Here is a 26,003-nt window from a genome sequence, read left to right as displayed (position 1 = left end):
TCGCCTCCGTCATGCCGGCGGGGGCGAAGCGTTCGGAGAACGAGCAGGAGGAGCCCTTGATGAACCTACATATGGAACAATTCGGATTGAAGCCCGGGGAGGACAGCGATGCCACCCTTCCCGTGCTGCTCGCCTTGGAGGCTTGCCGGGAGCTTACGGAGGTCACGCTGTCGTTTCCGCCGGGCACGTATTCCTTCCGGCCGGACAATATGGTGGAGCGCCAGCTGTACATTACGAATCACGACCAGGGCGGAACTCGGCGGATCGCGTTCCCCCTGCAGGGCCACCGACGGCTCACGATCGACGGCGCGGGGTCGGAATTCCGCTTCGAAGGCCCTATGATCCCGTTCGTGCTCGATCAGACGCACGGCGTCACGCTGCGGGACTTCACGATCGATTGGGACCGTCCGATGTACGAGCAGGGGACGGTCATCGAGAGCGACGAGGCCTCGTTCGTCGTGCAATTGCAGGCGGACGTTCCGTATTCGGTGGCGGATGGGCGCGTCAGATTTTGGTTCGGCGGCCGGCTCGAGCCGGTCTGGGGACTGCACGACATCGATCCGGAGTCGAAGGCGCATGTGTATCAGAGCGGCGACCGCATCTCCTGGGGAGCGTTCGCCGAGCTCTGGGTGGAGGAGGCGGGCGAGGGCCGGATCCGTATCTGCGGCGGCCCCCGCCATCGGCCGAAGGTCGGCAGCCTGATCGCGATGCGATTCGGGCGGCGGGAGAACCCGGGGATCTTCGTCACCGGCGGCTCCGATGTGCGGGTGGAGCGGGTCACGGTGCATCACGCCCCGGGCATGGGGCTGGTCGCCCAGCGCTGTACGGACATCCGGCTGCATATGTTCCGTGTCGCCCTGCGCCCCAGCTCCGAACGGATCGTGACCGCGACGGCCGACGCGGCGCACTTCACGAACTGCCGGGGCCGGATCACGCTCGAGCACTGCCTGTTCGAGAATCAGCTGGACGATCCGCTGAACGTCCACGGCATCTACACCCGAGTCGCCGAGCGCCTCTCCGACGACACGCTGCTCGTCCGGCTCATGCACGAGATGACGATCGGCGTCGAGGTGGCCGTGCCGGGCGACGTCATGCAGGTCGTCGACAGCGAGACGCTGCTGGGCAAGGCGAGCGCCACCGTGCGGGAGGCGGTGGCGCTGAGCGCCCGCGAGACGCTGCTGCGCTTCGCGGAGCCGCTGCCGGCATCGGTGCAGCCGGGCGACAGCGTGGAGAATCGGACGTGGAACGCCGATCTCACGGTCCGGTACTGCACCGTCCGGGCGAACCGCGCCCGCGGCCTCCTGATCACGACCCCGGGCAAGGTGCTGGTCGAGTTCTGCCGCATCAGCGCGCCGGGAGCGGGGATCAAGCTGTCGGGCGACGCGCGCAGCTGGTATGAATCCGGAGCGGTGGAAGACGTGACGATCCGCCGCAATACGTTCGGCGCGTGCAACTACTGCCACCCGGACTGGGGGCAGGCGGTCATCGACATCGACCCGGAGATCGAGCCGCAGCACCGCCGGGACGGGTATTACCATCGGCGTATCGTCATTGAGGATAACCGCTTCGACACGTTCGGCGGCGCCATCGTCTACGGCCATTCCGTCGACGGCTTCGTCTTCCGCTACAACCGGATCCGGCGCTCGGCCGCCTATCCGTGGCACGAGGACACCGCGCGGCCGCTGCTCGAGCTGACCGACATCGGCGACGCCGAGATCGGCGGGAACGAGTGCCCGGCCGATCGGCCGTATGGCCGGGTGCGCGGCGAGCTCGTGTCTTTAGAGTAAGGAACAAAGGCTGCCCGGAGGTTGAACCTCCGGGCAGCCCTTGTTATGGCAGGCATAATCCTCGACTCACTCCACCTCGCGAAACCGTTCTTTCGCTACGAAGCAATAATAGAACAAGATCGAAATCAGCGTATACACGATCGCGGTGATCGTGAAGGCGTAGGCGTACCCGTAATAGGCTCCGTGGTTCGCGACCAGCCCGGTGCTGACCGGAGCCGCAAGGAACCAGCCGAGGTTGAACATCGCTTCGCCCGAGCTGGAGGCGAGGCCCCGCATGGAACGGTCCACGTACTTCATCTTGATGGAATTGTAGAACGGATTGGCGGCATTCATGAGCGCTTGGCGGAACAAGTAGCCGACGCTCGCCAAGTAGAAGTTCCAAGTGTACGCCGTCAACAGCATAAACGGGATGGAGCTCAGCTGCAGCACGACGACGGCCCGGGCCTCGCCCAGCTTGCGGGCGATCAAAGGGCCGAGCAGGTAGGCAAGTGCCGTAGCGCCCTGCCCGAGGGACACGACGATGCCGATCGTCGTATGCGGCACGTCGAAGCGGTCTTCGAAATATACGTTCAAGTAAGGAATGATCATGCCCCCGGCAGTGGAAGAGAGCAGCCCGAGCACGGCGAACAGGCCGATAACCTTGAGCGACGACCGCTGCTTCGCATCGTAATCGCTCCACCGCCACCCGCTCCAACGACGCGAAGGCTGCACAGCGGCGTCCGAATCGCGGCCTCCCGTATCGCCCGTATAGAGCAGCACCGGGATGAGCCCAAGTGCGGCCGTCCCCACCCCGAGGAGCAGCGTCGTGCGCAAGGCCGCCACCTCCGAGAAGTGGAACGCTTGCCGGAACAGATCGCTCAGTCCCCCGCCCAGCATATTCCCGATTACGTTCGCGAGCATGACGAGTGCCATATTGAAGCTGAACAAGTGCACGCGCTGCCGAGGCGTGGAATGGTTCGCCATGAACGGGAGGATCGTGGCCGAGACGACGGCGGTCGCCAGCCCGCCGAGGAACGCCGTAACGATAAGCCCTTGCCCAGTGACGAGCACGCAGCGGGCCCCGTAAGCGGCGACCGCCCCGAAGAGACCGATGGCGACGAGCCGCTTCGGGCCGTATCGGTCATTCAGGATGCCGGCGGGGATCAGGATGAGCGCCGAGGCGATGGCGGTGACTGCTACCAGACGACCAACCATCGTTTGGTCGTAGCCTAGCGCTTTCACATAAAGATTGTAGACGAGCCCGAACATGCCGAGCCCGAGATTCCAGACCAGATTGAAGACGAAGAACAGGCGAATGTTCCGGCTGTACTCCATCAGCTGGCTTTTCCATTCGTTCAGAAAAATAGACATGATCCTAGATTACCCTAAATGGTGGAAAACTTCCTAGTGCCAAAACCAGGAAAAAAATAGATTCCTATTCTCCCGATTGATCTCGCCGTACACTTCTTTATTTATTCCAACCCGGACCTTTAATTTATGGAATGTGCCCGTTCCCGACGCTTCGTATACTGAACCTATCCCCACCAATCTACGAAAGGGTCGATCAACTCCATGGAACAGACCGTCCGACAGACCGGGCCAGTCAACCGCGTACACCGGCGTTCCCCGGCGTTCAAGCGGATCCGCAAATATTGGCAGCTTTACATTTTGCTCGCCCCGGTCATTGCGTATTTCGTCCTTTTCCACTATGTGCCGATGTATGGGGTGCAGATCGCATTCAAAAATTTCCTGGCCGTGAAAGGAATCGTCGGCAGCGAATGGGTCGGCTTCGCACATTTCGAGCGATTTTTCGACAGCTACTATTTATGGCGGCTCTTGCGCAACACGATCGGAATCAGCCTGTATGAGCTCGCCGTATCGTTCCCGATCCCGATCGTGCTCGCCCTGCTGCTGAACGAGGTGCGCAATCAGGCGTTCAAGCGGTTCGCGCAGACGATTACGTATGCACCGCATTTCCTCTCCACCGTCGTGCTCGTCGGCATCCTGTTCTTGTTCTTGTCCCCGTACGGCGGGATCGTCAATCAGTTCCTGGGCTTGTTCGGCATCGAGCCGATCGCCTTCATGACCGAACCGGGCTGGTTCAAAAGCGTGTATGTGTTCTCGGGCGTCTGGCAGCAGATGGGCTGGAGCTCGATCATCTACCTGGCGGCGCTCTCGAGCGTCGATCCGCAGCTGCACGAGGCGGCCAAGGTGGATGGGGCGAGCCGGTTCAAACGCATCCTGCATATTAACATCCCATGCATCATGCCTACAATCGTGGTGCTGCTCATCCTGAACGTAGGGACGATCATGGGCGTCGGGTTCGAGAAGGTGTTTCTCATGCAAAACGCGGTCAACATCGAAGCGTCGGAGGTCATCTCGACTTACGTGTATAAGACCGGCATCATCGGCTCGCAGTTCAGCTATTCCGCAGCCATTGGGCTGTTCAATTCGATCGTGAACTTCATTCTGCTCATAACGGTCAACCAGTTGGCCAAGCGGATGAACGAAACGAGCTTATGGTAGGAGGGGCATCCTCATGAAAGCAGGTCTCGGAGACCGCGTGTTTGGTCTCATCATTTACGCCATTCTGTCCGTCGTCGTTCTGCTGGTGCTGTACCCGCTCGTCTTCATCCTGGTCGCTTCCGTCAGCGATGCGAACGCCATCCTGCGCGGGGAAGTGTGGTTGCTGCCGAAGGGATTCCACCTGCAAGGGTATGCGAAGGTGCTCACCAACAACGACGTGCTCGTCGGTTATGGCAATACGATCCTCTACACCGTACTGGGTACGGCGCTGAACGTAGTGATGACGCTGTTCGCCGCCTATCCGCTGTCGCGCAAGCAGCTGCTGGGCCGCAATGCAGTTACGGTGTTCCTCGTGTTCACGATGTTTTTCAGCGGGGGCCTCATCCCGACCTATCTGCTCGTCAAAAGTCTGGGGCTGCTCAACACGATGTGGGCGATGATCATCCCCGGGGCGGTATCGGTGTGGAACATCATCATTATGCGCACCTTCTTCCAGACGAGCATCCCGCCAGAGATTCAGGAGTCGGCCGAGATGGACGGCTGCTCGGAGCTCCGGATTCTGACCCGGATCGTCCTGCCGCTCTCGATGCCGATCATCGCGGTCATGATCTTGTTCTATAGCGTCGGCCATTGGAATTCCTACTTCAGCGCGCTCATCTACCTGAGCGACCGGGACAAATTCCCGCTGCAGCTGTTCCTGCGCGAGATGCTCGTCCAGGATACGATGACCGATTCGATCTCCTATTTGAACAAGGATCTGGTCACTCAGATGATGAAGGCCGAGACGGCCAAGTACGCCGCCGTCATCGTGGCGAATTTGCCGATTCTGATGCTGTATCCGTTTCTTCAGAAATATTTTACCAAGGGCATGATGGTCGGAGCTATTAAGGGCTAACCGCCTTCATTAATAGACAAAAAACAAAGGTTCAGGAGGTCTGAAAGAGGTATGAAAAAACGGAAAGTCGTCTTAAGCAGTCTTGCGACCGCGATGGTCATGTCGGTGCTCGTCGCCTGCAGCAGCGGCAAGGAGGCACCCGCCTCCTCCACTGCCCCCGCAACGCCGGGCAAGAAGGAAGAGCCGGTCACGAACCTGAACGCGACGGGATTCCCGATCGTGAAGTATCCGATCAAGCTGACTTTCTTCGCCAGCAAGTCGAATTCGAACCTGGGCAACTGGAACGAGACTACGGTATGGAAAGAGTACAAGAAAATGACGAACATCGACGTCGACTTCCAGCTCGTGCCGGTCGATGCGCTGACGGAGAAGCGGAACTTGGCGCTCGTGGGCGGCAATCTGCCGGATGCGTTCCACACCGCGAGGCTGTCTTCCGTCGATCTGGCGAACTACGGGAGCCAAGGCATCTTCATCAAGCTGAACGACCTGATCGACAAGTACGCGCCGAACCTGAAGAAGATTCTGGACAAATACCCGGAGGTGAAGAAGGGGCTCACCATGCCGGACGGCAGCATCTATTCGTTCCCGACCTTGCTCGACCCGGAGCATACGTCCAGCATCATCGGCTCGCAGCTGTGGGTGAACCAGAGCTTCCTGGACGCGCTCGGCATGAAGATGCCGGAGACGACAGGCGACTACTACAACTATCTGAAAGCGGTTAAAACGCAGGATCCGAACAAAAACGGCAAAGCGGACGAGATTCCGTTCCTGGCGAGCGGCATCACGATGCTGTACGACCATCTGAAGGGGGCATGGGGGCTCGGTACGCGCGGCAACACGCATCCGAGAGTGGACGTCGATCCGGCGACGAACAAGCTGCGGTACATCCCGGCCGATCCGAAGTACAAGGAAGTGCTGCAATATCTGAACAAGCTCAATGCGGAGGGACTGTTCTACAAGGATATTTTCACCGTCACGCTGAATGATGTTACGGCGGCCTACACCCCCGGCGTCGTCGGCAGCTCGCTCTATACGAACCCGAATCTTACGTATCCGAACATTACCGGCATGAAGGGCGTTCCTACGCTCAAAGGGCCGAACGGGGACAAACTGTTCTCCCGTGCCCGTTCGTTCATGGTACTGACCGGCGGCATGGCGATTACGAAGGCGAACAAGTATCCGGCGGAGACGGTGCGTTGGGTCGACTACTTCTATAGCGACGAGGGCAGCAAGCTGTTCCGCCTCGGCGTGAAGGACGTGAGCTACACCGAGAAGGACGGCAAGTTCGACTACGTCGACGCGCTGAAGAAAGATTCCAGCCAGCTCGGCAAGCATGTGACATGGGCCGGAGGCTGGTATCCGGGCATGGACAATCCGAAGTATATCATCTCGTCCGAGAGCGATCCGGAGAACATGCGCGTGTCCGAGCTGATCAAGCCGACATTCCCGAAGGAGCTGTGGCCGGAATTCACTTATTCGGCGACGGAGATGTCGGAGTTCAAGGCACTGGAGACCGACCTGGGCACGTATGTCGACGAGATGATGGCCAAGTTCGTCAAAGGGACGGTGCCGTTCAGCGAGTGGGACAACTACGCGGCGACATTGAAAAAGATGGGCCTGGACCGCTATTTGAAAATTTATGAAGCGGCTTACGAACGGTACAAGAAAGGATGAGTACGTTCCCCAAACTGTTCGTCACCGATCTGGACGGGACGGCGCTGGGAGGCGGCTATCGGCCGTACTCCCGCATCCCGGACCGCTTCGCGGCGTTCCTGGACCGGCTCGCCGAGCGGGGATGCGGCTGGGCGACCTGTACGACCTGGGAGCTGTCCGCTCAGCTGAACCTGCTCTACGCGAGCCCGGTGAAGACGCCGCCGTCCTATGTGATCGGCGGATCCGGCTTGTACTTGGCCGTGTGGAGGGATGGCGAGCTGGTCAAGCTGCAGCCGTATACGGGCACAATGGAGGCGCGGCTGGCGGAGGTCGTCCGGGCGGAGCTGCATCCGCTCATGCGCGATGTGGCGAGCCGCTTCGATCCGGTTCTCACCGGGTTCAACGGCTATTGGTACTCCATGACCGTGCAGGACGTGGATGTCGAGCGGATGCTCGACTATATCGGGGAGCAGGCGGCCCGGTATGAGGGGCTGCGGATCGAGCGGCTCGCCGAGGAGAAGCGGTTCTACGCGCACCCGGCTTTCCTGCGCAAGGGCACGCCTGTAAAGGAGCTGCTGCGTTTGACCGGGCTGACCCCGGCCGAACTCGTAGTCGCCGGAGACGAGCTCATGGATCTTAGCATGATGGAGCCCGACGTCGCGATCCATGCGGTCAGCCCGGTCAATGCGCACCCGGAGGTGCGGGCGAGGGTCGAGCGCATGGGCGGCTTCGTCGGTGAAGCGCCATGCTCGGACGGCGTAATCGAGGCGTTCCGCCGGTTGGCGGATGCGCAGGGCTGGGGCGTCATATAGCCATAGAGGAAGGACCGCCCCGCAGCGGCTGCGGGACGGTCCTTTTCCATACCGATCAAGGCGCCAATTGGTCGGCGGACACAGTACCCGGAGTCGACGTTACATTGGACCCGATCTTCTGCAGATAGAGCGACCCGTCGACGGGATACTTGTACTTGAGCGCCTTGCCGTCTACCGACGGGTCCGTACCGTGTGTGCCTACCGGACCATGCGTCTCACGTACATCGGTCCCGACGTTGTACTTCGCGCGGAAGATCCGCTTGCCGTCGGCGTCCTGCACCAGATCGACCCAGGTCGTGCCGCCGAACCGCAGTCCGCTGTTCACATCGGATGACTGCAGCTGCAGCACGTCGCCCGCCGCGAAGCTCGTACCGTATGCGGCATTGAAGTTCGCGAGCGTCTTGGTGCTGTTCTTCTTTTTGATCCAGACGACCTTCGCCGACTTGGCAGGGATGATGAAGTCGACGGCTATGTCGTAAGGGGCCGTATACGTGTCCTGCAGCTTGTAGTTTTTCAGATTGACGTCGTTTTTGGAATTGTTGTAAATCTCCACGAAGTCGTAATCCTCGTCATAGTAGTCGCCGAAACCGTTGTCGACGCCCGTGTTGCCGGGAGAATTGCCCACAATCTCGGTAATATACAGCTCGGGCAAGTGAATGCCGCTAAGGACGGACTTGGAGATTCCGCCCACGGTCGCCGTCGCGCGGACGAGAAGGCGATAAGTGCCGGCCCCTCCCGCCGGTGCCCATGTGGACGAGGCGGTCGATGCGGCGCCCGCTGCGATCGATGACAAAGTCACCTCCCCCACTTTGTTCGGGTTGCTATAGTTGTCGGCCGGCGTATTGTAGTCGTCCTTGTAGAACTCCACCAGCACGTTCGAGAGCGTGCTTCCCGTCGTATTTTTCACGCTCGCATTGACCTGCACCGGTACGCCCGCTGCAGCTGTAGCTTGGGTGCTCATCGTAAGCTCCATCGGCGGCGCGTCGGAGACCCAGATCGGCGCCGACAGCGCCCAGTCGCCGTCGGTCTGCTCGACCTTGACGAAGTAATAAGCGTACTGCGGAGGGATCGACGCCGTGTAGTGCGCCATACGCGAACTGTACGTTTGGGAGCCGATCACTTGGCCTCCGGGGCCGTACAGCGTAATCTTCGAGATCGGATCGACGGTGGTGTTGGCGGCCATGACCGAGACATTCAAGGCGGAGCCGGGATTCGTCAATCGGGAGCCCATCGGCTGCCCATTGATTTCGAACATCAGCTTGATATCCCGGTCGCCATACGAATTGTACGCTCGGCGCGCCCTTAGGGCGTCCAGGATCGAGTCGCGGGTGTTCGTCTCGGCGAGCACGATCGTCCGGTTGTCGTCCGCCATCCAGTTCTCCGTATGATTATCGCCGTTCCAGGCAGGCGCCACATGCCAGCCCCGGTCGAGCGCCCGGATGTAGCTGGCGAATTTCTCGCCGTTCTGCACGTCCTCGTTCACTTCGAGCAGGACGGTCTGATCGTCGGCCGCCTGGTTGTAATAGGCGAAATCCTCGAAGTCGCCCCAGTAATAGTCTGGATGGTTGAACTGCGCGATCGCTTCCGGGGTGCCGGCCAGATCGTCCCACAGATCGTGCAGGTTGTACTGACGCCCGTCAATCGTGTCCCAGCGGTCTGCGAACCAAGTCGTGTTGAACACGTTGACATGCCCCCAGATGGCGGTCGTCGTGTTGTACGTGATTTCCCAGCCCGGGAAGCCGGAGAACTTGTAGTTCTCGGTGGCCGTGTCCGCCTGCAGCCGGATGTCCGCCCATTCACCGTTCGTCACGGTCGGATCGCCGTCGTCGATCTGCTCGGCATGGTCGGACAAGCCGAAGAAGTCGCCCTGCGCCTTGGCTGCGGCATAGGCGTACTGCGGCACGTTGGCGGTAGGCGGGGTTCCGCTCTCTACGCCGTCCGAATACGTCGTATGCGCATGCATCTGGCCGCCGAACCAATTGTACTTGCTGCCGGGCGTCGGATACTGGGTGCTGGCGAGCTTGCGCATCTCCTTCGTCCCGTCGACCGGAGCTCCGTACACGATGCTCGTGTCCTGTGTCGTGTCAACGGTGGTGTTGGCATTGTCGGCCGTGCCGTCGTTATATGTGGCCGAGACGATGGCCGTGCCGCCGTCGGTGCGCAATTCGACCGACTTCCTGCCGCCATTGCCCATCCCTTGCGCGCTCGTCAGCGTAACCTCGTACAGCTGGGCTGACGTGAAGTAGGTGGACGGCAAGTTGTAGTGGTCGGCGAAATCGGCGGCCGTCTTCCCGCTGCTCTGCGTCCCGCGCAGCCAGACGGCCATCCGGCCGTACGCCGGGATGTTCTTGCTGGCCGTGAGGTTCCAGTCCGTATAATTGGCCGGATTGGCGTAGTCCCAATAGTAGCGAACCGTGTAGCCGGCCAGATCGATCGCGGCAGCGGTATTGTTGTACAGCTCGATGAACTCGTAGGCGTCATTGTTGTCGCCGGAGGCGGTGGAAGGGTTAGGCAGCAGCTCCGTGATCCAGATGGAGGGAGGAGCCGGAATCGTGCCGGGGGTCGGCTTCTGGTTGGAGTCGATCATACGCATCGTTATGTTGCCGTCTACGAGATAATCGGGGTATTCGTAGACGATGCTGCTATTCTCGACGGAGGCGTCTTCGGTCAAGGTCGTGCTATTGTAGATGCGGTCGTTATACTTAGCGATACAGATTTCGGTTCCGGTATCCGTGGCCACAATCAGCTTCTTGACGCCGCTGTTGCCGAGCCCGCCGTTCGCGCCCAAGTCCAGAGTATACAAGGTGGAGCTTGTGAAGCTCGTGCCGTAGTGGCTGTTGAAATTGGCGAGCGTCTTGCCTTGCGCATCCGTGTTCTTAATCCAGACGACACGGACACCGCCGGCCGGAATAGTCTGGCTCGCCGTCATATTCCATGTAACGAATTGGGTAGGGGTCCACCAGAAAATGAATTTATAGTTGGCCAAATCAATGCTGGAGGCGGTGTTGTTCTTGAGCTCGACGTACTCATAGGCATCGGCGATCGAGGTGCCGTCGCCATTGGAATTCGCCAGGATCTCGGTGATCGTGAGGGCGGGAACGATTGAAGAAGCATGAACGGTGACGGGCCCGGGCAGTGCAGGCAGCGGGATACAGGTAAGACCGAGGGCCGCGATGAGCGAGAGCAACCAGCGGGTTGTCCGCGCGGGGAAGGTCATAAGAACGCTCCTCTCCAAGTAGGGGATCGTCTGCGGGTCTATGCTGTTTTATAGAAATAGGTCGATATTTCTTTGGGCCCAAATCTATTATTCAAGGCAGAAGGGCTAATCCCGGGAAAAAGCCGCATCCACAAGCAAATGTAACACGCAGCCTGTAAGGATGTCAAAACAAATTGCATGAAAATTTATTTGTGAATTGGCCCCAAAAATTTACGCAAAATTAACAAAAAAAGCTTTGACATTTGGGCAAAACGCTTGCTAAGATTACGCTATGACCGGAATTGTTTGGGGGAAAATTTGGGTAAAGGAGACGTCACTACATTGCCAACCCTAAAAGATATCGCGCAGCATGTAGGCGTGTCGATCTCGACCGTCTCGCGCGTCATGAATAACGATTCAAGACGGCATATCAGCCCCGAGACGAAGATGAGAATCCGCCAAGCGGCCAAAGAAATCGGGTATGTAATGCCGGATCATCCGGAGCTGCACGCGGCGGATTTAATGGCCGCAAGAAACGGCAGAAATGCCGGGAAGACTCCGGAGGGGGCGACTGCGATGCGGCAAGTGGGCTGCATCGTCTCGGTTCCCCAGAACAAGTACAACCATCCTTACTTTTCCCCGATTCTGGAAGGCATCGAGAAGAAGCTGACCGAACTCGGGTGCTCGCTCGCCTACTTGTCTGCGATGGACGACATTCAGAACGAGGCGGCGATCCGCAGGATGGCGGAGGAGCGGGACCTTAAGGGCATGCTGATCGTGGAGGGGATACGGCCCGAGCTGTACGAATGCGTCAAGCAGGTCGTGCCCGCCGTCGTAGGCATCGACATCTCCGACCCGACCGTCCCGGTCATCTCCTACGACCGGGTGGAGGCGGCGAAGTCTGCGGTGCGGCACTTGGTCGAGAAGGGGCACCGCCGGATCGGCTTCATCGGCGGCCCGGGACTGACCGGGGAGCTCTCCCGCGAGAAGCGGTACCGCGGCTACCAATACGGGATGCTGGAGTCGAACTTGCCCGTGCAGCCGGAATGGGTCGTGAATACCGGCTGGGATGTGAACGAGAGCTACATGCAGGTGTCCGCGCTGTTCGACCGGCCGGAGGGCGAGCGACCGACGGCTATGTTCGCCGCGAGCGACATGATGGCGATCGCCGCCATGCGCGCCGCGTCCGAGCACGGCCTGCGCATCCCGCAGGATGTCGCCTTCGTCGGGCTGGACAACATCGAGATGGCGCAATTCACGACACCGCCGCTGTCGAGCGTCCATATTCCGAAGACCGAGATCGGCATCATGGCGGCGAAGGTGCTCGTCGACGAAATGAACGGCACGAACCCGCTGCCCTTCAAGCTGATGATGCCGTACGACCTGATCGTCCGGCAATCGTCCGAGTATCAGCGTCCTTAGCATGATGTACGAATCGCCAAGAGGCTGCACAACTTGCCGCACGCACATCTTGCCTCTTTTTTTGCCCTCTAACCAAATATTTGGGCCCAAACTACCCTGAGCGCTTGCAACATCTGCAGCATGAGAGGAGAACTAACATGGAACCTATTCGAATCGGAGTTATCGGCCTAGGCTGGAGATCGGGGGTCGTCCGTTATTGGCATCAGCCCGAGGGCCGGTCGGTCGTCGTGGCGGGAGCTGACATCGATCCGGTCCGGCTCGATAAATTCCGCGAGCGCATCAATCCAGACGCCTACACGACACTGGATTATCGGGAGATGCTGGCGCGGCCGGACATCGACGCCGTCGTCATCACGTCCCCGGACCATTGCCACGAGGAGCACGCCGTCGCCGCTCTGCGGGCCGGCAAGCATGTGTATTGCGAGAAGCCGCTCCACATCACGGTGGAAGGCTGCGACCGGATTTTGGAGGCTTGGCGCGAATCGGGCAAGCATTTCATGATCGGCTTCAACATGCGCTACATGAACATGTACCGCACGATGAAGGAGATCATCGACGCCGGCGAGATCGGGGAAGTGAAGGCAGTGTGGGTGCGGCACTTCGTCGGTCTTGGAAGCGATTACTACTATCACAGCTGGCACGCGAATTCCCGCAACACGACGTCGCTCCTGCTGCAGAAGGCATCGCACGACTTCGACATCATCCATTGGCTGACAGGTCAATATACGCGCAAGGTGGCGGCGTTTGGCGCTCTTGACTACTTCGGCGGCGACAAACCGAACGACTTGACGTGCCCGACATGCGACGAGAGAGCCACCTGCCCCGAATTCCGCTCAGGCCCGCTCGTGAAGTGCGCCTTCCGCCGGGAGGTCGATGTCGAGGACAACAGCACCGTCCTGATGGAGCTCGACCGCGGGGTGAAGGCGACTTATATGCAATGCCATTTCACGCCGGACTATCAGCGCAACTACACGATCATCGGCACGGAAGGCCGGATCGAGAATTCCGAGACGGAGAACCGGGTGTATTTGAAGTCCCGGCGCTCGGGAACATGGCGCGATCTGTCCGACCGGATTTACGAGATCAAGGCGTCGGAGGGCACGCATAACGGAGCCGATCCGAAGATCTGCAACGATTTCCTCGACGTCATCCTGCACGGCAAGGAACCGATCGCGCCTCCGATCGCCGGCCGCATGAGCGTAGCGGTCGGCTGCGCGGCGGCGGAATCGATGCGGTCTGGCGGCCAGCCGATTGTCTTGCAGAAGCCCGAGCCCTGGATGCTAGCTAGCTCCATTCACAAGGTCGGCCAGCACTAATTTTACTGTAAAGAGAGGGGCCTTTCTTTGAACAACCCATCGGCATCGCCCGCAGCCAAACGAGCAGCCGGTCGAAGTCTGACCAAGTGGGACGTCCTGCGCAGATCGTTCCGCAAAAATTGGGATTTGTATTTGCTGCTCGCGCCCGTCGTCGCTTACTTCCTGATATTCGAATATTTTCCGATGTACGGGGTCCAGATCGCCTTCAAAAACTTCGTCGCCGCGAAAGGCATCTGGGGAAGCTCCTGGATCGGCTTCGACCATTTCGAACGATTCTTCAAAGGCTTCTACTTCTGGCGACTGATCAAGAACACGCTCGGCATCAGCCTGTATTCCCTGATCGTCGGCTTCCCGATTCCGCTCCTGCTGGCGCTTATGATCAACGAGGTTCGGCACGTCTGGTTCAAGCGGTTCGTGCAGACCATCACGTACGCGCCGCACTTCCTGTCCACCGTCGTCATGGTCGGGCTCATCCTGATGTTCCTCAACCCGCAGACCGGGATGGTGAACCACATCATCACTTGGTTCGGCGGCGAACCGATCAAGTTCATGACCGATCCGGCCTGGTTCAAGACGATCTACGTCTTTTCCGGCGTGTGGCAGAACATGGGCTGGAGCTCCATCATCTACTTGGCCGCATTGGCGGGCATCGATCCTACGTTGCACGAAGCGGCGCGGGTCGACGGGGCGAGCCGGCTGCAGCGCATCTGGCACATCAACCTGCCGGGCATTCTGCCTACGGTCGTCATTCTGCTCATCCTGAACGTCGGCCATATTATGGGCGTCGGCTTCGAGAAGATCTACTTGATGCAGAACGATCTGAACAAGGAAAGCTCGGAGGTCATCGCCACGTACGTGTATACGAGCGGGATTCTGGGCTCGCAGTACAGCTTCTCGGCGGCCGTCGGCCTGTTCAATTCCGTCGTCAACTTCGTCCTGCTCGTCACGGTGAACCAGATCGCCCGGAAGCTGAACGACACCAGTCTGTGGTAAAGGAGAGCGACCCAAGTGAAAGAAACGTTAGGAGACCGCACCGTCGGCGCGATCATCTATGCTCTGCTCATCGCGGTTACGATCATCGTGCTGTATCCGCTCATCTTCGTAGCGAGCGCATCCGTGAGCGACGCCATCGCCGTGATCAAAGGGGAAGTGTGGCTCTGGCCCAAGCAGCTTTCGTTCACCGGCTACAAGCTGATTTTCGATAACAAAGAAATTTTGACCGGCTACGGCAACACGATCCTCTACACGGTCGTAGGCACGGCGCTCAATCTGGTGATGACGGTGATGGGGGCTTACCCTTTGTCCCGCAAAGACTTGGCCGGCCGTAATGTGGTCATGGCGCTTATCGTATTCACGATGTTCTTCAGCGGCGGGCTCATTCCCACGTATCTGCTCGTGAAGAAGCTCCACATGATCAATACGATGTGGGCGCTTATCGTGCCGGGCGCGGTGTCGGTGTGGAACGTCATCATCATGCGCACTTTCTTCCAGACGAGCATACCGAATGAAATCCAGGAATCGGCCGCGATCGACGGATCCTCGAACATCCAGACGCTCGTTCGGATCGTTCTGCCGTTGTCCACACCGATCATCGCCGTCATGGTGCTGTTTTACAGCGTTGGCCATTGGAATGCCTATTTCAACGCCCTCATCTATTTGAACGACCGCCATCTGTACCCGCTTCAGCTGTTCCTGCGGGAAATTCTCATCAAGTCGCAGACCGACCAGATGACGAGCAGCATGGACTTGTCGCTGCAAAAGCATCTGATGGAGGCGGAGGCGATCAAGTACGCCATCGTCATCGTAGCGAATTTGCCGGTGCTGCTACTGTACCCGTTCCTGCAAAAGTATTTTGTCAAAGGCATTATGGTCGGCGCCATCAAGGGATAACCCCTTGTTCGCAATAGAAATCCTATTCATTCATTGGAGGTCATGAAACGATGAAGGTTAACAAATGGACTGCGGTGCTGCTGACCGGGGTCATGACAGCGGGTCTTGTGGCCGGCTGCGGCAAAGAGGAAGGCGGTACTACGTCCGAGCCGACCAAATCGCCGGACAAGGCGGCCTCGTCTAACGGAGTCAATGTAACGGGCTTCCCGATCGTGAAGGATCCGATCAAGCTGACGTTCTTCGCGGGCAAAGCGGCGTCCGCCCCGCCGAACTGGAACGAGCTGCCCGTCTGGAAAGAGTATGAGAAGATGACGAACATCAGCGTCGACTTCCAGCTGACGCCGGTAGAGAGCTTGACCGAAAAGCGCAATCTGGTACTGTCAGGCGGCGATTACCCGGATGCGTTCCACACGGCCCGCTTGTCCAGCATCGACGTGGCGAACTATGGGGCACAAGGCATCTTCATCCCGCTGAACGATCTGATCGACAAGTACGCGCCGAACTTCAAGAAGCTGCTCGAGAAGTACCCGGAAGTGAAGCGCGGGCTCACGATGCCGGACGGCAAAATTTATTCGATGCCGACGTTTTACGATCCGGATTTCAAGTCCGTCATTATCGGAACCAAGCTGTGGTACAACAAGAGCTTCCTCGACGCCCTCGGCATGAAGGAGCCTTCTACGACGGAAGAATTCTACCAATACTTAAAAGCCGTCAAGACGCAGGACCCGAACAAGAACGGCAAGGCCGACGAAATTCCATACGCCGCGAGCGGCTACGGCTCGCTGCTCGATGAGCTGAAGGGCGCATGGGGCCTGGGTAACCGGGGCAACATGCACAGCCGCGTCGACATGGACCCGTCGGGCAAGCTGCGGTTCATCCCGGCCGATCCGAAGTACAAGGACTTGCTGGAATACTTGAACAAGCTGAACAAGGAAGGGCTGTTCATTAACAACATTCTTACGATTCCGGGCACGGAAGTGAACGTGAAGCTGGGCGAAGGCGTTGTCGGCGCTTCGGAGACGAACAGTCCGCAGGCGATTTCCGGGGTTAGCATTAAGAATTTCGTTGGGGCTCCTGCATTGAAAGGACCGAACGGCGACCAAGTATTCTCGCGGGCCCGTTCCCCGCTGATCGATACCGGCGCTTTCGTCATCACGAAGAAGAACAAGTACCCGGAAGCGACCGTCCGATGGATGGACTACTTCTTCAGCGAAGAAGGCAGCAAGCTGTTCTTCATGGGTGTCAAGGACTTGAGCTACAAGGAACTGCCGGACGGCACGCTGCAATACACCGACGAATACAAGAAGGATGCATCCAAATTCGTTTCGTGGGCGGGCGGCTATTACCCGGGCATGCTTACCTCGAAGACATTCAAGGGCGGCGAAGCCGACGCGATTAGCATCGAGGGCGCCAAGAAGGTCGAGCCGTACTGGCCGAAGGAAGTTTGGCCGGCGTTCACGTACACGCAGGATGAGCTCGTGCGCTTCACGCCGCTCAATACCGACATCAACAACTATGTGAGTGAAATGACGACGAAGTTCATCACGGGCGATGTGCCGCTCTCCGATTGGGACAAATACATCGCCAACCTGAAGAAGATCGGACTCGACGACTACATGAAGATTTATACCGCCGCTTACGAACGGTATAGCAAAGCGAAGTAAGGTTATGCTCGCGACCAGGGCTGCGATGCGGGATGTGCTTCGCGGCCCTGAGTCCTCAATATGACGGGGAGGGTGTTTACGAGTGAAACGATTCGCTGCAATCGCTCTTACGCTACTGGTGCTTTTGAATGTCATGGTGCTTCCTTCCGCCTCCGCCAAGACGACCCCGGCGTTCGACGTCTGGGTGCCGACGAATACGCAGAAGGTGTTGCGGGACCAAGCGTTCCCGCCCGACGGGTCCCATAGCGTGCGCATGGCCGCCGCCCGCAACGAGTACGAAGCCGCGCAAGTGATTGTGAAAGCCGGTGACGCCGGGCTGCAACAGCTTGAGGTGCAAATAAGCGACTTGAAACTGACGAACGGCAATGCGAAGATCGACCGCGGCCATATTCAGCTGTTCAAGCAGCATTATATTCAAGTGACGACATCGACGACGGCCGCTTATCCCAAGGGCTGGTACCCGGACGCGCTCATCCCGCTGCATGAAGACGAACTGCTGAAGGTGGCCGCCGGGGACAATCAGGGCATCTGGATCAAGGTGCAGGTGCCGAAGGGCCAGCCGGCCGGTACATACACAGGGGAGATCTGGCTGCATGAGACCGGGAATCCGGTTCGCGTGCCGATCGAGTTCACGGTCTGGGATTTCGAGCTGACCGACGAGAGCCATGCGAAGACGGCGTTCACGCTGTGGGGGGACCAAGTGGCGGCTGCCCATAACAATGTGGCCGGAGAAGAGTTCTGGTCGCTGCTCGACAAGTACTACTGGGCTTCGGTGGAAGAGCGGTTGACTCCGAGCTACTTGCCGGTGCCGTTCACCGACGTGAACGAGTTCGTGCGCCGGGCGGAGCCGTACATCACGAATCCGAAGGTGTCCGCTTATCGGCTGCAGCTATATAGGGACGCTTCCGGCAATGTCGATGAAGCGAAGACGAAGCAGCTGGTCGATCTGCTGCGGGAGAAGGGGCTGCTGGCCAAAGCTTTCTTCTACTTAGTCGACGAGCCTGGGCCTGCCAAGTATGGTGATGTGCGGAACTACAAGGACATTCTGAGCCGCGTCGCGCCGGATGTGCCTAGCCTGGTCACGATCCAGCCGGTCGATGAGCTCGTCGGCGACGTCGATATCTGGACAGCGGAGATCGACAAATATGACCCCGTCTTTGCCCAAGAGCGGCAAGCGGCCGGCGATGAAGTTTGGTGGTACACGTGTGTCGTGCCGAAGCATCCGTTCCCGTCTTACCATCTCGACGACGATCTCGTCGGGACGCGGCTCTTGTCGTGGATGCAGCGCGACAACGGCGTGCAGGGGACTCTGTTCTGGTCGACGACGATCTTCAAGAAGTGGAATGGCAAAGAATACATCGCTCGGGATGTGTGGAACGACCCGATGGCGTTCCCCGGCGCGAACGGGGACGGCTACTTGTTCTACCCCGGCACGGCGCTCGGCATCGACGGACCGGTCGGCACGATCCGCATGGAGACGCTGCGCGAGGGTGCGGAAGACTACGAGTACTTGTGGCAGCTGGAGCAGCGCATCACGGAGGCCGCTGCAAAGCTCGGTCTCGCAGGTTCGTCGTTCGAGGTGAAGGATGCGATCCAGCCTTTCTACGAGCGGCTGTACGACCATATCCGCGATTATAAGGAAGATCCGGTGCAATTGCTGCAGGTGCGCGGGGAAGTGGCGAACGAGATCGTCTCGATGTCGAGCGGCCTGACAGCACTGACCGCTATCGGGAAGCCGGCTCCGGGGAGCCGTGAGGTAGCCGTGTACACCGAGCCGGGCTCCACGGTGACCGTGAACGGGCAGCTGGCGCCGGTGGCCGAATCGGGCGCGGGCTATGCCAAGCATGCCGTCGTGCTGCCGCTGCAGCCGGGCTTGCACGAGGTCGACATCGTCGTCTCGAAGGACGGGCAGACGAAGACGATCCACCGGACGCTCGCGGTGAAGGAAGCGGCCGTGACGTACCCGGTGGAGCTGAATGACGCCGAGAGCGATGCCGCTGTGAAGAAGTGGACGTCCTCTACCGTCACACTGGCTCTGTCGAACGACCATGTGACCAGCGGCTCGCATTCGATGCAGGCTACGTACAAAGCTGGGGTGAAATTCCCGAACATCCGTCTGTTCGATGCGGGCAAGGCATTCCGCAGCCCGGACTGGTCCCGTTTCCAGGCGCTGCAGTTCGACGTGTTCAACGTGGGCGAGACCGTGCAATTCTACGTAAAGTTCCACGGGACGAACGGCAAGACCGACGATACGTTCATGCAGTACGTGCGGGCGAACCAGGGCGAGACGATCACGATCCCGCTGAAGCAAGTGAATCTGGACCTTACGCAGATCAAGGGCATTGAGATTTGGATGTGGCAGCAGACTGCTCCGAAGACGCTATACCTCGACAACTTCCGGCTGTTGTCCAATGAGCCTGCGGACAGCATGGCGTTATAATGGGCGATCGCGGTTCGCAACTAAGACTAGGCATCATCGGCCTGGGCCGGCGGATGGGCGTCATGCTCGGCGCCCTTCGTCGGGCGGACCCGGCCTGTACGCTCACCGCGGTCGCTGACCCGCGGCAGGCGGACATCCGCCTTGCTCTCGGGGAGCAAGGCGTGCGGGAAGGCACGCGCTGGTACAGCCGCGCGGAGGAGATGCTGGCCGCCGAGGCCGGGGCTCTCGACGCGATTCTGATCGGCAGCCGCTGCTCGAGCCATGCCGCGCTGGCGCTGCAGGCGCTGCCGACCGGGCTGCCGCTCTTCTTGGAAAAGCCGGTGGCGACGACGCTGCCCGACCTGCTGCAGCTGAAGGCGGGTGCCGATACGTACGGCGGGCACCGCGTGCTCGTGTCGTTCCCGCTGCGGATGACGCCGATGGCGGCGTTGGTGAAGCAGCTCGTCGACAGCGGCGTGATTGGCACGGTCGAACACGTGCAGGCGGTGACGAACATCGCCTACGGCTCCGTCTACTTCAAGCGCTGGTACCGCGATGAGGCAGAGACGGGCGGGCTGTTCCTGCAGAAGGCGACGCATGATCTCGACGTCATTAATTACTTGCTTGGGCAGCAGCCGGTTATGGTGTGTGCCATGGGGTCCAAACAGATCTTCCGCGGTACGCGGCCGGCCGGCCTGCGCTGTGAAGACTGCGCCGACAGAGCGGCTTGTCCGGACAGCGAGCTGCCGGGGGAGAGCTGCTGCTACGCGGTGGACACCGGCAACGAGGATTCGGGCAGCTTGTTAATCCGTTACGCGAGCGGAATGCATGTGTCGTATTCGCAAAATTTCTTCGTCCGCCGCGCAGCCGGCAACCGCAGCATCCGGCTCATGGGGTATAAGGGCACGATCGAGTTCGAATGGGAATCCGATACGATCAAGCTGATGCTGCACCACTCGCCGGTTGTGGAGACCTTCACGGTCGGCGCCGCCCGGGAGCCGCATTTCGGAGGGGATCGGGCGCTCGCTGAGCATTTCGTCTCGATGGTTCGGGACGAGGCGGCTTCCCGTGCGTCTCTGCAGGACGGGCTGATCAGCGCGCTTCTGTGCCTGAAGGCGAAGCAATCCTCGGCCGAGAATCGGTTTTTGCCTGTGGAGTGGGCATAGAGAGGAGATTACGACAATGGAAGGTTTGTTGATTATCGGACACCGGGGGGCGGCGGGTATGGCTCCGGAGAATACGCTCGGCTCGTTCCGCCTCGCGGTGGAGCAGGGCAGCGGTGCGATCGAGCTGGACGTGCACTTCTCGGCGGACGGACGGATGATCGTCTGCCACGATGCGACGATCGACCGCACGACCGACCGCTCCGGGGCGATCCGCGAGCTCGCCTCCGACCAGCTGCGGGCGGCGGACGCCGGCAGCTGGTACGGGACGGAACGAGCGTTCGCGGGCGAACGGCTGCCGTTCCTGGAGGAGGTGTTCGCGGCCGTCCCGCCCGAGGTGGCGGTGAACGTCGAGATCAAGAGCAGCGAGCCGGCGCATCTGCGGACATTCGCCGCGTACCTTGCGGCGGAGTCGCTGTTCGACCGCGTGTTCGTCTCCTCCTTCCACAAGGAGATCTTGGTCGCTTTGAAAGAGGTGGAGCCGCGCGTACAGATCGGGTATTTATACGATCAGGTCGACGAGCTGCCGTCGGTGATCGCTGCTTCGTTCGGCGCTGAGCTATATTCTCTGCATCCGCACCACCGGTTCGTCAATGCCGCGTACATGGCGCAGGCGAAGGAGCTTGGACTACAAGTGTACCCGTGGACGGTGAATGGGGCAGAACGGATGCAGGAGCTGATCGACGTCGGAGTGTCGGGGATTATCACCGACTTTCCCGGGCGGCTGCATGAGCTGCTCGGGCGCTGAATACAGGCGGAGCATGCGATGAACGTACGCGGTACACGGGTTGAATGCGCGGGAAACTCGCGGTGGATCCGTGCGGAACTCGCGCTGAATGCGCAGGAACCATCCGCCGGACGCGCGCTGAACGCACAGGGTACATCTGCCGGACTCGCACCGCAGTCCATGGCCCACACGTTTTGAACCCTTGCGCCAATTTGTGCCAAACCCCTTTTTCCGATATACTACAAGTGTTGAAACCTAACATGGACAGGGGGCTTACACCGCGATGTACGATGCGTTTAAGTGGATTCACGTGATTTCCGCGATTTTATTGATTTTTTATGTGGTCCTGCCCTTCCTCGCCGGAGGCGCGGCGAAGCCGGATACGGCCGCCGGCCTGCACCGGTTGAACCGGATTGGCCAATATGTTCTGATCCTCAGCTTCCTGACCGGCGGGTATATGGTTAGCCGCGCCGGCATGTCGACTACATGGATGGTAGCGGCGGTCGTCATCATTCTCGTCATGTTCGCGATGGCCGGCATGATGGGCGGGCCGCTCAAGCGGCTGAAGGCCGGCAACTCTGGCACGGCCGAGTCCGTGCGGAAGCTGCGCACGTTCAGTATCGTGGCGGCGGTGGCGTTCATCATGCTCGTCATTCTGATGTACAATCCCACTTGGTTCGCTTAGCGCAAGGTTGGACGCCAAGAGCCTCCTTCATCCTCGGATGAAGGAGGCTCTTTTCCTGTATATCGTGGATCCAAATGAGGTGTAATTCGATTTTGCCCAATTAGAGTCGGTGTTTTGGGAAGTCTGCTCGATGCAGTTCGATCTTGCCTAACTAAATGGCGGGATTCCAGGGTCCGTGTTCAAACGTGCGCTCCAATTCGGCGAAATCGAATTAGAGCTCCTCCAAATGATATCTAGCCTTCTGTAAGTTCGTGAAATCAAACTAGAGCGCGTTTGGATCGGTTCGATGAGCCATCCACAATCAATCGACAGTCTCCTTTTCGCGTTAATTCGGTCCGTTTCCCATCGGTGTGAGGGGAGTTAGTCGGTACAATCGACTAACTCTCATGTTCACACATCCTCCGACAGCTCGTCGAGCGTCTTCTCGAAGCTCGGAGCCATGTGCTCGAGGAAGTACGCCAGCTCAGGCATGTTCATCTGCTCGATGGACTGCTCGATTTGTTTTTTGGCCATCGAGAATTCCCGATTCCCCGCCGACAGCTCCGTTACGCACTTCAAGTACGCGTCCAGCAGGTCGGCCGCTTTAATGTATTTTTTCTGCTCCAGCTGCTCTGGCGTCAGCTCCGTATGCTTTCCGTGCTCTCCGATGAGGGACGTGTAGGTCGGCTTCAGCTTCTCCGGCACCATGTTCAGCAGGCGGGAGGCGGCGATGTCTTCGATTTCGCGGAAATTGTGCAAGATTTGTTTGTTGTGATGCTTCACCGGCGTCGGAATGTCGCCCGTGAACACCTCGGTTACGTCGTGGAACAGCGCCCGCGTCACGATGGAATCGGTCGGCACGTTGTGCCCGTATACCGTATTGGCGATCGTGCAGAGCGCATGCGTCAGCAGCGCCACCTGGAACGTATGCTCGGCGACGTTTTCTTTGAGCACATTCCGCATGAGGCTCCAGCGCTCGATGTAGCGTAGCCGGTACAAGTAGGCGTAAAAATGGCTTTCCATGCGACCCGTCCCCCTCTCGGCGATAAGTTTGGATACCTAAGGCGACTTCACAACCCGCCGCACAATCGTCTGATGCAGCAGCTCGGGGGACACGTCCGGGCTCCCCCCGTTGATGCGCGGAATCCGCATCGGGTCGGTTGAGCGCGTCGTCATCTGCGGCGTAATCGTATAGGCGAACTTCACCCCGCACTGCTGGAGGAGCTCACGCGCTTTCTCAGTAGAGATGCCGAACGGATAGGCGAGGTCGATCGTCATTTCGTCCGTCAGGGCGCTCACTTCCTGCAGACACGCTTGGGTATCCCACAAAATGCGCTCCTCGTATTGCTGCTCGGTTTCCACTACATTATTGATCGAGAGCCGGTTCGTGAGATACGCTTTGCCGTCCTGCTTGTTGTGGTTGCCGTTCGTATGGCACGCCGCCTTCACCCAGCTGGTCTTGTGCGTCATGTCGCGCACTTGCTCGCGGGACATGAACGGAATCGCCCCGATGTACGGATTGTAGTCCGGATGATCGAGCGTCTCGGTGATGAGGAAGTTGACGGCCGGTACTTGGAGCTGCTCCAGAATCGGATATGCATGCTCGTAGAAGCTCGCATAGCCGTCGTCGAACGTCACGAGCACCGCATTCGGCGGCACCGCTCCGCCTTCCAGGAACCCGTGCAGCTCCTCCGGCGTGATGAATGTATAGCCTTTGTCCCGAAGATAGGTCAACTGGCTGCGAAACAGGTCGGTCGTAATCGTGCTGGAGCTCTCATCCGTATCGCTCACGTGATGGTACATCAGCACGGCGACCTGGTCGCGATAGTAGATGCCGTCCCGTGCCACACCGACCTGCGGCAAGAGCAAAGACATCCCGATTACGACAAGGATGAATCCGTTCAGTATCGTACGAAGCATAAGGCACCTTCCGCTCATCATCTAGTACGGCCACAAACCTGCCATGAAAAACTCGGGCAAATCTGGTATGATGCTAGTAGAGATTGACTTATAACGATTCTTATTATTCCATATTGCCCCAAAAGGAGACTGGCCTCATCATGAATCATTTTCAAGAAAGTGTATACCGGCTGATCGTGGAAACGTCTACGAATCTGCCTGCGGATGTGCGCCGCAAAATCCAGCAAGCGCAAGCTCAGGAGGACGCCGGCACGCGCGCGGCGCTGTCGCTCTCGACGATCGCGGAGAACATCACGATGGCGGAATGCAACGTCTCGCCGATCTGCCAGGATACGGGCATGCCGACCTTCATTATACATTGTCCGGTCGGCGCAAACCAGATTGAAATGAAGAAGAGCATTCTCGAAGCGGTTCGCCAGGCGACGAAGGATACGAAGCTGCGGCCGAACTCGGTCGATTCCTTGACCGGTGCGAACAGCGGGGACAACCTCGGCCCAGGCACGCCGGTCATCCACTTCGAGCAGTGGGAGAAGGACACGATTGACGTGCGCCTCATCCTGAAGGGCGGCGGCTGCGAGAACAAGAACATCCAGTACAGCCTGCCGACGAACCTCGAGGGCTTGGGCAAGGCCGGCCGCGACCTCGACGGCATCCGCAAGTGCATCATGCATGCCGTCTATCAGGCGCAGGGGCAAGGCTGCAGCGCCGGCTTCATCGGCGTCGGCATCGGCGGCGACCGCACCAGCGGCTACGATCTGGCGAAGCAGCAGCTGTTCCGCAGCGTCGACGACGTGAACCCGAACGACGACTTGCGCCAGCTCGAGGAGTACGTGCTCGAGAACGCCAACAAGCTCGGCATCGGCACGATGGGCTTCGGCGGCCAGGTCACGCTGCTCGGCTGCAAGATCGGCGTCATGAACCGATTGCCGGCAAGCTTCTTCGTCTCCGTCGCGTACAACTGCTGGGCGTTCCGTCGTCAAGGCGTGCTGCTGAACGCCGAGACGGGAGAGATCCAGGAGTGGATCTATGAAGACGGCAAGGGCGTCCCAATGACCGAAGCTCAATCGGCTGAACCGCAGGTGGCAGCGAGCGAGGAGCGCAAGGAAATCGTCCTCACGGCGCCGATCACCGAGGAGCAGATTCGCCAGCTGCGCGTAGGCGACGTCGTCGTCATCAACGGCGCGATGCATACGGGACGCGACGCGATCCACCATCACCTCATGGAGCACGACGCGCCGATAGACCTGAACGGGCACATTATTTACCACTGCGGTCCGGTCATGGGCAAGGATGCGAACGGGGAATGGCAAGTGAAGGCCGCCGGCCCGACGACGAGCATCCGGGAGGAGCCTTACCAAGGCGACATCATCAAGAAGTTCGGCATCCGCGCCGTCATCGGCAAGGGCGGCATGGGGCCGAAGACGCTCGAGGCGCTCGGCGAGCACGGAGCTGTCTACTTGAACGCCATTGGCGGTGCCGCCCAATATTATGCCGAATGCATCAAGAAAGTAAACGGCGTCGACTTCATGGAGTTCGGCATTCCGGAAGCGATGTGGCACCTCGAGGTTGAAGGCTTCGCGGCGATCGTCACGATGGATTCGCATGGCAACAGCTTGCACGCGGACGTCGAGAAGAATTCGCTCGAGAAGCTGGCGGCGTTCAAGGAGCCCGTGTTCAAGTAAGAGCGTTAAGTCGGGTAAGACCTCCGGAATGATCGATTCCGGAGGTCTTTTAATAATGGTTGGCTCCCCTGGTGGGGGCAGTGTCGGGCTATCTTAATCAAACGACTGTAAACCGAAGTTTACAATTAAGAACGGTACCCTAACTATTTTCACGCCATTTTGGCGATTTTCGCCGATTTGTAAGGCTAACTTCTGTTAATTGTAAAGCCCACCGTTACTACTTAGGTAGCGCAAGATTAAAAGTGGAAATGCCCTCGATAGGCTAGCTGAAGGGAAGCAATAATCGGT

Annotated in this window: 19 protein-coding genes; 15 read left to right on the top strand and 4 right to left on the bottom strand. The window is 59.2% G+C overall.

Annotated elements, in window-relative coordinates; translation table 11 throughout:
- Positions 1 to 59 precede the first annotated feature (59 nt).
- Positions 60 to 1,787 carry a right-handed parallel beta-helix repeat-containing protein gene (locus tag ACI5FR_RS31060; RefSeq protein WP_405461748.1) on the top strand — a complete coding sequence of 576 codons (1,728 nt, stop codon included), beginning with the start codon at positions 60 to 62 and terminating at the stop codon, positions 1,785 to 1,787.
- A gap of 66 nt (positions 1,788 to 1,853) precedes the next feature.
- Here ACI5FR_RS31060 and ACI5FR_RS31055 read toward each other — a convergent pair whose 3' ends face one another.
- A complete protein-coding gene (locus ACI5FR_RS31055) occupies positions 1,854 to 3,137 on the bottom strand; it encodes an MFS transporter (RefSeq protein ID WP_405461746.1) in 1,284 nt (427 codons plus the stop codon).
- Between the two features lie 201 nt (positions 3,138 to 3,338).
- On the opposite strand from ACI5FR_RS31055, the gene ACI5FR_RS31050 reads away from it, so the two are divergent.
- Genes ACI5FR_RS31050 through ACI5FR_RS31035 form a run of 4 tightly spaced genes read left to right on the top strand, consistent with a single transcriptional unit; the run spans position 3,339 to position 7,652 of the window.
- Positions 3,339 to 4,292, top strand: coding sequence for an ABC transporter permease (locus tag ACI5FR_RS31050; RefSeq protein WP_405461744.1), 954 nt, complete (start codon positions 3,339 to 3,341; stop codon positions 4,290 to 4,292).
- Positions 4,293 to 4,305: 13 nt separating this feature from the next.
- Positions 4,306 to 5,187: a carbohydrate ABC transporter permease gene (locus ACI5FR_RS31045; RefSeq protein WP_405461742.1), complete on the top strand. Its 882-nt coding sequence runs from the start codon at positions 4,306 to 4,308 to the stop codon at positions 5,185 to 5,187.
- Between the two features lie 51 nt (positions 5,188 to 5,238).
- Entirely contained in the window at positions 5,239 to 6,861 is a 1,623-nt protein-coding gene (locus tag ACI5FR_RS31040; RefSeq protein ID WP_405461740.1) for a type 2 periplasmic-binding domain-containing protein, read from the top strand.
- Complete coding sequence (locus tag ACI5FR_RS31035; protein ID WP_405461738.1) at positions 6,858 to 7,652, top strand: HAD family hydrolase; 795 nt, start codon at positions 6,858 to 6,860, stop codon at positions 7,650 to 7,652. Before ACI5FR_RS31040 ends, ACI5FR_RS31035 begins: the two co-directional genes overlap by 4 nt.
- Positions 7,653 to 7,707: 55 nt before the next feature.
- On the opposite strand, the gene ACI5FR_RS31030 is transcribed toward ACI5FR_RS31035, so the two are convergent.
- The gene (locus ACI5FR_RS31030) at positions 7,708 to 10,869 is read right to left on the bottom strand and encodes a lamin tail domain-containing protein (protein ID WP_405461736.1); all 3,162 of its coding nucleotides are present in this window, start codon (positions 10,867 to 10,869) and stop codon (positions 7,708 to 7,710) included.
- A gap of 321 nt (positions 10,870 to 11,190) precedes the next feature.
- On the opposite strand from ACI5FR_RS31030, the gene ACI5FR_RS31025 reads away from it, so the two are divergent.
- From ACI5FR_RS31025 to ACI5FR_RS30985, 9 genes are all read left to right on the top strand, one after another.
- Positions 11,191 to 12,270: a LacI family DNA-binding transcriptional regulator gene (locus ACI5FR_RS31025; protein WP_405461734.1), complete on the top strand. Its 1,080-nt coding sequence runs from the start codon at positions 11,191 to 11,193 to the stop codon at positions 12,268 to 12,270.
- Positions 12,271 to 12,407: 137 nt separating this feature from the next.
- Positions 12,408 to 13,586: a Gfo/Idh/MocA family protein gene (locus ACI5FR_RS31020; RefSeq protein WP_405461732.1), complete on the top strand. Its 1,179-nt coding sequence runs from the start codon at positions 12,408 to 12,410 to the stop codon at positions 13,584 to 13,586.
- Between the two features lie 27 nt (positions 13,587 to 13,613).
- Positions 13,614 to 14,579, top strand: coding sequence for an ABC transporter permease (locus tag ACI5FR_RS31015; protein WP_405461730.1), 966 nt, complete (start codon positions 13,614 to 13,616; stop codon positions 14,577 to 14,579).
- A 15-nt stretch (positions 14,580 to 14,594) separates the two neighbouring features.
- On the top strand, positions 14,595 to 15,476 hold the full coding sequence (locus ACI5FR_RS31010; protein WP_405461728.1) for a carbohydrate ABC transporter permease: 882 nt from the start codon (positions 14,595 to 14,597) through the stop codon (positions 15,474 to 15,476).
- Positions 15,477 to 15,526: 50 nt separating this feature from the next.
- Positions 15,527 to 17,140 (top strand): type 2 periplasmic-binding domain-containing protein, encoded by a 1,614-nt coding sequence (locus tag ACI5FR_RS31005; protein WP_405461726.1) that lies wholly within the window; start codon positions 15,527 to 15,529, stop codon positions 17,138 to 17,140.
- Positions 17,141 to 17,222: 82 nt separating this feature from the next.
- Positions 17,223 to 19,580: a DUF4091 domain-containing protein gene (locus tag ACI5FR_RS31000; protein ID WP_405461724.1), complete on the top strand. Its 2,358-nt coding sequence runs from the start codon at positions 17,223 to 17,225 to the stop codon at positions 19,578 to 19,580.
- Positions 19,580 to 20,725, top strand: coding sequence for a Gfo/Idh/MocA family protein (locus ACI5FR_RS30995; RefSeq protein WP_405461722.1), 1,146 nt, complete (start codon positions 19,580 to 19,582; stop codon positions 20,723 to 20,725). Before ACI5FR_RS31000 ends, ACI5FR_RS30995 begins: the two co-directional genes overlap by 1 nt.
- A gap of 16 nt (positions 20,726 to 20,741) precedes the next feature.
- Positions 20,742 to 21,470 carry a glycerophosphodiester phosphodiesterase gene (locus tag ACI5FR_RS30990; protein ID WP_405461720.1) on the top strand — a complete coding sequence of 243 codons (729 nt, stop codon included), beginning with the start codon at positions 20,742 to 20,744 and terminating at the stop codon, positions 21,468 to 21,470.
- Positions 21,471 to 21,732: 262 nt separating this feature from the next.
- On the top strand, positions 21,733 to 22,134 hold the full coding sequence (locus ACI5FR_RS30985) for a hypothetical protein (protein ID WP_405461718.1): 402 nt from the start codon (positions 21,733 to 21,735) through the stop codon (positions 22,132 to 22,134).
- A 390-nt stretch (positions 22,135 to 22,524) separates the two neighbouring features.
- Here the strand turns inward: ACI5FR_RS30985 and yfbR are convergent, their stop codons facing one another.
- Both yfbR and ACI5FR_RS30975 read right to left on the bottom strand, forming a co-directional pair.
- Positions 22,525 to 23,136, bottom strand: a complete 612-nt coding sequence (gene yfbR / locus ACI5FR_RS30980) for a 5'-deoxynucleotidase (protein WP_405461716.1) — start codon at positions 23,134 to 23,136, stop codon at positions 22,525 to 22,527.
- Between the two features lie 36 nt (positions 23,137 to 23,172).
- Positions 23,173 to 24,033, bottom strand: coding sequence for a polysaccharide deacetylase family protein (locus tag ACI5FR_RS30975; protein WP_405461714.1), 861 nt, complete (start codon positions 24,031 to 24,033; stop codon positions 23,173 to 23,175).
- A 140-nt stretch (positions 24,034 to 24,173) separates the two neighbouring features.
- Here ACI5FR_RS30975 and ACI5FR_RS30970 point away from each other — a divergent pair, with 140 nt between their 5' ends.
- Positions 24,174 to 25,715: a fumarate hydratase gene (locus ACI5FR_RS30970; protein WP_405461712.1), complete on the top strand. Its 1,542-nt coding sequence runs from the start codon at positions 24,174 to 24,176 to the stop codon at positions 25,713 to 25,715.
- Positions 25,716 to 26,003 lie beyond the last annotated feature (288 nt).

This window comes from Paenibacillus sp. HJGM_3 (assembly GCF_045062745.1).
Classification (GTDB): domain Bacteria; phylum Bacillota; class Bacilli; order Paenibacillales; family NBRC-103111; genus Paenibacillus_AA.
Note: the sequence above shows the minus strand (reverse complement) of the source record. Positions and strands in the feature narration are given on the sequence as shown.